This window comes from Methylobacterium sp. E-045 (assembly GCF_022829685.1).
Classification (GTDB): Bacteria; Pseudomonadota; Alphaproteobacteria; order Rhizobiales; family Beijerinckiaceae; genus Methylobacterium.
On the sequence record NZ_JAKSYE010000004.1, the window covers coordinates 1 to 7,667 of the forward strand.

At 62.3% G+C, this 7,667-nt stretch carries 9 protein-coding genes and 1 pseudogene; 1 reads left to right on the forward strand and 9 read right to left on the reverse strand.

All coding sequences use genetic code 11. The features are described from left to right. Window positions 1-552: pseudogene (locus MKK51_RS00055) on the forward strand (IS5 family transposase); the annotation flags it as partial. Here the strand turns inward: MKK51_RS00055 and MKK51_RS00060 are convergent. The 9 genes from MKK51_RS00060 to MKK51_RS00095 form a co-directional block, all read right to left on the reverse strand. Further along, window positions 549-758 (reverse strand): hypothetical protein, encoded by a 210-nt coding sequence (locus MKK51_RS00060; RefSeq protein ID WP_243974228.1) that lies wholly within the window; start codon window positions 756-758, stop codon window positions 549-551. The pseudogene MKK51_RS00055 and the gene MKK51_RS00060 overlap by 4 nt on opposite strands. 302 nt (window positions 759-1,060) lie before the next feature. Further along, window positions 1,061-2,629: a calcium-binding protein gene (locus MKK51_RS00065; protein ID WP_243974229.1), complete on the reverse strand. Its 1,569-nt coding sequence runs from the start codon at window positions 2,627-2,629 to the stop codon at window positions 1,061-1,063. A 906-nt stretch (window positions 2,630-3,535) separates the two neighbouring features. Then, entirely contained in the window at window positions 3,536-3,826 is a 291-nt protein-coding gene (locus tag MKK51_RS00070) for a hypothetical protein (RefSeq protein WP_243974230.1), read from the reverse strand. 1 nt (window position 3,827) lies between these two features. Further along, window positions 3,828-4,091 carry a hypothetical protein gene (locus tag MKK51_RS00075; protein ID WP_243974231.1) on the reverse strand — a complete coding sequence of 88 codons (264 nt, stop codon included), beginning with the start codon at window positions 4,089-4,091 and terminating at the stop codon, window positions 3,828-3,830. Between the two features lie 389 nt (window positions 4,092-4,480). Next, window positions 4,481-4,633, reverse strand: coding sequence for a hypothetical protein (locus tag MKK51_RS00080; protein ID WP_243974232.1), 153 nt, complete (start codon window positions 4,631-4,633; stop codon window positions 4,481-4,483). Between the two features lie 642 nt (window positions 4,634-5,275). Next, window positions 5,276-5,743 (reverse strand): DUF5681 domain-containing protein, encoded by a 468-nt coding sequence (locus MKK51_RS00085; protein WP_243974233.1) that lies wholly within the window; start codon window positions 5,741-5,743, stop codon window positions 5,276-5,278. Continuing rightward, a complete protein-coding gene (locus MKK51_RS27330) occupies window positions 5,743-6,483 on the reverse strand; it encodes a site-specific DNA-methyltransferase (RefSeq protein WP_313898782.1) in 741 nt (246 codons plus the stop codon). Before MKK51_RS27330 ends, MKK51_RS00085 begins: the two co-directional genes overlap by 1 nt. Window positions 6,484-6,503: 20 nt before the next feature. Beyond that, window positions 6,504-7,067 carry a ParB/Srx family N-terminal domain-containing protein gene (locus MKK51_RS27335; RefSeq protein ID WP_313898783.1) on the reverse strand — a complete coding sequence of 188 codons (564 nt, stop codon included), beginning with the start codon at window positions 7,065-7,067 and terminating at the stop codon, window positions 6,504-6,506. Window positions 7,068-7,405: 338 nt separating this feature from the next. Beyond that, window positions 7,406-7,667: hypothetical protein (locus MKK51_RS00095; RefSeq protein WP_243974234.1), on the reverse strand; the 262-nt coding region annotated here is incomplete at its 5' end.

Here is a 7,667-nt window from a genome sequence, read left to right on the forward strand (position 1 = left end):
GGTAAAGCCCAGAGCACGGTTGTCGCTGCGGCTGGCCATGCTGATTCAGATGATCGACGCCACCAGCGTGCGGGGGCACCAGCATGCGGCCACCGCCCAAAAAAAGACGACCGATCCCGTTGCATGGGTCGCTCGCGCGGCGGCCTGACCACCGAGATTCATGCCCTGGTGGATGCCCAGGGCCGCCCCATCGCTCTCAAGTTGACCGAGGGGCAGGCCCATGACCGCCGCTCATCGGACGATATGCTCGGCGCGCTCGGTCCGGGTCAGACCCTGCTCGGCGACCGGGCCTACGACAGCGACGAACGGCGAGACCGTCTGGCCAAACAAGGGGCCTGGGCCAATGTCCGGCCGATGCTGAACCGCAAGACTGTCCCGGCCTTCAGCGCGTTCCTGTACCGCGACCGCACCCTCGTCGAACGCTTCTTCAACACAATCAAGAACGTCAGAGCTGTAGCCACCCGCGCCGACAAGGACCCGGCCAACGATCTCGCCAGCGTCAAACTCGCAGCCGTCCGTGTCTGGCTCCGATCTTATGAGTCTACGACCTAAACCGGCTCGGACACGGCCGGCAGGCCCAGCCATTCCAGCGCGGCGTCGAACGACCGGAACAGCCGCTCGCGGATCGTCCCGGCTTCCTCGACCAGCGACACCCGCCAGCTCGACTTGCCTTCCTCTCGCGCCAGATTGCCGACGACCTCGCCACCCTCGATCAGGTGATGCTCGTCGGGTCCGATGCGGTAGAGGGTCAGGGACATGGCTTCCGGACCGGCACCTCGATCGTCACCAGCTTGCCCGAGATCGGATCGAGGATGGTGAGCGTCATGGTAGGGGCTCCGAGAGGAAACCAATTATGAATACAGAATGGTTAACGAATCCTTAAACGAAAAGCCCGGCGCGGAGTGATCCGACCGGGCTTTCGACGAAGCGAGATCCAATTTCAGTTTAGAGCGTTTTCAAGCGAGGTGGATGCCGGCTCGCGTGAAGACAATGCGACCACACAGCAGGTTAGAGCATTTTCCGTGATCCAGAGATTACGGGAAAATGCTCTAGAGCAAACTTAGAACGGCAGCATATAAGAACCATCGTGAGGGGCCGCTGCCGTGAACACGAAGTCGTCGACCGAGACAGAATGATCGGCAACGTTGTGGACGATGATCTTGTTGCCTGCCCCCGCACCATCGAAGGTAATGAGGGCGTTTGCTCCGCCATTCAATTCGGTGATGTGGATTTGATCAATGCTGCCAACTAAACTAGATACGTCGAAGTGATCTTTTCCAAATTCGAAGTTGTAGACATTGTCTCGACCGAAAAGCTTCTGGAAGACGAAGGTATCTTCTCCTCCGTTGCCGAACATTTTATCGTCTCCAGTGCCACCGTCGAGATACGTTGAGCTCGGCTGGAAATCGAACTTGGCAGTGCCAGCTCTCAAAACATCATCGCCGGCATCGCCGTAGAGGTTCGTATTCCCCCCGATGCCCGTAACGGTATCGTTGCCCTGACCACCATGAAGGTCCGCAAAAGCGTCGATGCCTTTCCCGGCACTGCCACCTTTCAGGACGTCATTTCCTGCGCCGCCATTGATGTAGTCGCTGCCCTTGCCGCCCGTGATCCTGTCGTTGGCATCGGTCCCGGTGATATGGGTGGGGGTCACGTCATGGCGCGTGGCGTCGAAAGCAGAGAGCGTGCTCTGCGAAATGATCTTCACGCCTTCCTCGATACCCGTCAGGTCGAGGCCTGCACCGTCGGCAACGTAGATCTTCTCGATGCCGTCGAAGTTCGCATCGTTATCGAAGGTGAACGTGTCATGCCCCTGCAGGAAAAGCGTGTCGACGTTATCCCCGCCATGAATGGTCACGCCGGAAACGCCATTCGCATCGGCCGAGGCTTGGTTGATCACCAGGCGATCGTTGCCGGCGCCCCCGTCGAGCGTGTCCGCGCCGCCTAGGCCACGCAGGGTGTCGTCGCCGGAACCGCCTGTCAGCACGTTGGCGTTACCGTCACCGGCGAGAACGTCGTTGTAGTCGCTGCCCTTGAGGTTCTGGATGTTGGTGAAAGTATCCCCTTCGGCATCGGCGCCAAAGGCGGTGTTCGATTGCAGGCTGACGGAGACGCCTACCCGGTTAACATAATCTCCGGAATACTGAGCCGTGTTGGTGCCCGTGCCGCCATCGAGGAAGTCTGCTCCGTTGCCACCGATGAAGACGTCATTGCCGGCATTGCCAAACAGATGATCGTTGCCGCCTTGACCCGCGACCGTGTCGTCTCCGGATCCTGCAACGACGGAATCGCCCAGTTCTCCCCCAAGTAAAAACAAGTTTTGAGTGACGTCTTTGTAATCCAGAGCAAAGCCGGTATTGTTCGTATATAGAAATTCTGAATTGGCGTCAACAAGCTGATAGCTTACATTGCCGTTGTATTCAAACAGACTATCGCTCCCGGGGCCAGTTCTCGCGCCAATTGCGGAGACGTCAGGAAGTCCGAATTCTTTAATTTTGAACTCTTCATCGTCTAAATTGAAATAATATCCTTGCTGATCGTTTCCGGCGTCATAATCGCCACCTGCCGTGTACCGAAACGTACCCATGATCCCCCCTCGCCCAATGCTGCGCAGGCTCACGTCGCGCATGCGCTCAGGCACCATCGCTCTGAGCCATCCTCAAGCGGTTTGGTACGGAAGACGACATTGGGGTGCCACAAGCAATGGACGGAGTTGTCTCAGTGTCCCATTCTGACGGCCGGATGTTCGATACCGTTCAGTGTGCCCAAAATGACCCTCATATCTGATGGCGGCGAATGGCGGAGCAGCTTGGTACGACAGAGGCCGGAACGGAAAACCCGCCCGGAGCCGGGCGGGTGAGGGAATCCAGGATCTGTCGGGGTGGATGCGGCGGCTTAGGCTCCGGACCCATGAATTTGGCTTGGCAGGGGTGTCCGTGACTCCTGTGTCGGGAAGGAGGACCGGACGGACGAGTTTTGGCTGACGGACGCACAGTTTGCGAAGGTTGAGCCGCACTTACCGACAGATAGGCGAGGCAAGGAGCAGTCCGGAGCCTAGAGCTGCGCCCGACCACGTTGGGTCGGGGCACACCTCTCGATCTTTGTTGTGTCGCACTCTTTTTCGCCGAACCGGCATCCACTTCGGCGGAGAGCGCTCTAGCCGTCCGGTTGTGAGACCGGCGCGCCTGGACGGATCTTCATGCGGCGCGCAGGGTGTTGAGGAAGCGCGTAATCTCGTCCGAGAGGCGTTCGGACTGGCGCGAGAGCGCGCCCGATGTCGACAAGCACCGACGTTCGACCCTGTCGGATCTCCTTCGAAGGCCCTGATAATTCGATGAAAAAAGAAATCGAGGTGGGGTCACGATCGACGCCGATCGCGACCCTACCTCGACATCAAAAACTGCCCATAATCACAGTGATTTAGCCATGATCTTGGATGCGGTCATTTTTGGAAGCTTTTTCACAGGCTTTCCGTACCGAAGCTAGGCCGAAGCGAGGCTTTTCGCGATTTGCTCGATCTCATCCGGGGTCAACGTCATGGTACCCGGCTCCGGGCGAGGGACGCACTGAGGTCGTGGCGGCGCCGGATCGGCTTCCATCGCGCCTGACCATCCCTTCTGCGGCGCCCGTACTCCCGCGTGGCGAAATGGTGGATGAGCGCCACGACCGGCAATCCGATGCAGAGCGCCGCCACGGTGCCGGAGACGGGAAGGTCCAGCGCCCAGCCTGTGCCAGCCCCCAGGGTGAAGGCACACCCCGTTATGGCGAACCGTGCGACAAGGCGACGGGCACGGCGTGCCCGCAGGCGGCGTGCTGCGTTGCCCATCTCAAATCCGGAGCTCGATGCGGTCCGTCGCGATCACGACCGCGTCCGGTCGATGGCCGGTGAGGTCGATCGCATAGTGGAGCGCGTCGTGCCGCGTGCGGAAGAGCCCGCCGCCCAGGCCGTGCGTCTCGACGGCGACCCAGTGACCCTGTGGATCCTGGCCGACGATGAAACTGGTGGAAGGGGATCGGGGCGCCTCGGCTACGATGGCGGGAACCGAGAGGGGGACGGGCATGGATCGGCTTGGGTTCGCGCGATCCATCATCGGGACCGCATCCGTAACCTGAGCCCGGTCGCATAAGGGTTCGAGCGGGAGACCTGGCCTTCGGCATAAGTGTCCCATCAGGATTCGACGCAAATCCACGGACTTGCGGCGATGCTCTCTCGCAAGGGAGGCGACTGCGGGCCACCTTCGCCCGGTGGCAACGAGCCGCCGTCGGGGGATATTCGCTTGGGCAAGGTGGGGTCGCCGTTTTGGCGCGTGGTGTGGTTCTGCGCGCCGCTGCTGGCGCTGGCTGGCGCCGGCCTCGCCGTGGTCCGTCCGGACGTGTCGATGCCGCGCAACGGCCTCACCCTCGCAGTCCTTCGCGAGCACCGCGACGCGCAGGCTCGCCTCCAGCGCGGCCGGCTTGGCAGGGAGGGTCCTCTTGACCATCAGGCGGCGTCCTTCGCGCGGTCGTTGCCGGCGGTCCAGTCCGCCACCAGGAGCGACATCGCCTCTTCGCCGCGAGGGTGTGCGGTGTACCCCCACTCGATGATGCGGTCGGCCTCGGCGATGGTCAGGGGAAACCGTGCGATCTCGTCCATCTTGCAGGCGTTGAGTCAGGCCGCGTAGTCGAGGTCGGAGACGAGCGCCCAGTTTCCGGTCCGGATCGCCTCGCCGACGACGGCGGCCCGGCCAACCGAGCCGAGCCCATTGCCATGGCGGCGTGACCTGGAACGGGACGCGGGGGCGGCTGCATGCTGCTCCCGTGACCGCCGCGGACGGAGCCGCGAGCCCCAATCCCGAGTCGCCGACAACCTCGCCGGAGAGCCTCCGAGTGGGGTCGAAACACGTTTGCGGTTCCGGTTCCGGTAGACCCTAGAAGGCCACGCAGACGGGGTGGTTTTCGGGGCTCTACAGAGGGAAAAGGTGGTGGGGCACCCACCCCGTCCAAACCGGTCTCTGCCGCCATTTCCCTGCTAACAGGGAAAACAACAGGGAAAACGGAGCGGTGCAGCTCTGGGACTCGATTTTTGTCGGCAATACTGCAGATAAGGCAATGATTTAAGGACCAATTCCCTGTGCGGCGGAACAGGAAATTGGTCTCGGCCAAACAGGGACGCGCTTGGTCGAAACAGGCAAGTCGATCGGTCGGAACAGGGATCGTCTCGGGTCAAACGCAAAAAGGCCGGAGAGCCGCGAGGCTCTCCGGCTGCATATGGTTCGAATGGAGTGGGGGAGGGGGCTCAGGTCCCCACGGGCTTTTCGCGAATATCACCAGCATCGACGAACCGAACCGTGATGCCAGGAGGATCCTTTGGCCCTTCATCGAGAAGCAGCAACCGCTCCTCGAACGACATGCCATCGGGCTCGTCCGCCGGTGCCAGGGCCTTGATGTTATCGAAGAGGAGTTTGGCGGCCCTCATATCGCCCTGCAGTGCCTTCCGGGTGAGCTGCTGGGCGAGTGCCTCGATCTGAGTGGTCCGGATCGTGCGGCCGTCTTTGGTGATGGCAATCGGCTCACGCGCGGCCTGGGTAAGCGCATCCAGAAGATCGCGCCGACCAAGCGGGGCCGAGTGACCCCGGGGCCGGCCGCGAGGATTGCCGGACTGACCTTTCCGGAAGCGATGGTCGGCCGGCGGTTTACCGTACCCGACCTCGTACCCGGCGCGTCGCTTCGGTTTGATCATCGTGGTGTTCGCAGCGTCAGCCATCACGCAGCCTCCTCGAGCAGGGCAGGGGCCGTACGGGCCGATCGGACCTCGTCCCAGGTCTCGTCCGTACCGTCGAGAATGGCGTCGCGGCCCGTGAAGGCCTGCCAGCGCCGGATAGCGACATCGACATAGACCGGGTCGAGTTCGAGCACCCGCGCCTCGCGTCCCGTCTTCTCCGCAGCCAGCAGGGTCGTACCGCTGCCGGAGAACGGATCGAGGACGATCGCGCCGCGGCGCGTCACGTCCTTGATCGCATCGACGACCAAGGCCACCGGCTTGACCGTGGGATGCAGCGCCAGATCACCCGCCCCCTTGAAGGTGTTGACCCCGGAATAGGTCCACACGTTCGAGCGGTTGCGACCGTGCCGGCCAAGCTCGACATTGTTGGTGTGGCTCGCCGTGCCGACTTTGTAGAGCGCGATGAGCTCGTGCTGCGAGCGGTAGAGCGAGCCCTGCCCCGGATTGGTCTTGCTCCACACGATGAGGTTCTTCTGCTCGCCGTAGAGCGGTCGGGTCGCCGCATGCAGCTCCGATAGGTGACGCCAATCCATGCAGACGTAGTGCAGAGCCCCATCACGCGAGACCGAGACGGCATGGCCGAGGCTCTCGCTCAGGAAGGCCGTGAAGGCCTCCTCCGTCATCTCGCCCGAACCCATGACGAACTCACGGTGCTGGACCCGGCCGCGGCCCATGACGTGACCGTTGACGGGCACGTTGTAGGGCGGATCGGTGAAGACCATGTCGGCCTCTCGTCCACCCATCAGGCGCTGCCGCACAGGATCCGGTGCGGGCCGAGCTGCCAGAGGTCGCCGAGCTGCGAGACCGGTGCTTCGGGCTCATGCTGCTCGTCCTCGCGCGAGGCGAGACGCTCCTCGTCGAGATCTCCCGTCAGCAGATCGAGCTCGGCGATCTCGAAACCGGTAATCGACAGATCCAGCCCGATCTCGGGCAGGTGGATGGCGAGTTCACCGAGTTCGAGGGAGAGGGTCGCCCGATCCCATCCGGCGAGGTTGGCGATCTTGTTGTCGGCGATGGCATAGGCGCGCTTCTGCGTGTCGCTCAAGTGGTCGAGCCGGACGGTCGGGACGGTGGGCAGGCCGAGCTGCTTTGCCGCCATCAACCGTCCGTGTCCGGCGAGCACGAGCCCGGTATCGTCGACGACGAGCGGCACGGTGAAGCCGAACGCCCTGATGCTGTCGGCGATCTTAGCGATCTGCTTCTTCGAATGGGTGCGGGCGTTACGCGGGTTGGCCTTCAAGGCAGCCGGAGCCTGGTCGAGAATGGTCAATCCGGACGTGGGGAAGACAGGTGTGTTCGTCGTCATGATGAAAATGTCCTTGGAAAGCGCGCACGACCACGGGCCCGCGTGCCGGAGGGCAGCAGGGTCAAGGTCGCCGCGGGAGGGGGCGGAGAGGAGGGCCGCTCGGGCCCGGAGACAGAAACGCCCCGGGGCGGGTGCCGCGGGGCGAGGGGACATGCAATCGTGCAGCGGCCTATTCAGGCGCGCCGTTCGGGAAGGATCACGATTGTGGATGGGTCCAAGCCGGGCCGCTGCGGACACAGGGACTAGGACTTAGCGAAAGTGCGCAGTTTACCCGTCGGGTGTCAAGATGGCTTCGCATCAGCCACTTAGCAGCGAAGTCGCGGGGCATCCAGCTGCCTTCAGGATACCAGCAAACTTGCGTGCATCGTGGACCACTTGACTGGGTCAGGGTCATGGCACGCCGAAGGTATGTAGGCGGTTTCGTCAAAAGCGAGGTGGTGAGGAGAGGAAGTCTCCCCACCCCGCATTGTTGGTAGGCGAGGGTGGGAAGCCCTATTCCGAGCTTCCCGTAGGCTCACATCCCGCGGTTCATCATCCGGCTTTTCATCATGCGGCGCTTCATCATCTGCTTCCGCATCATGCGCTTCTTCATCATCATCC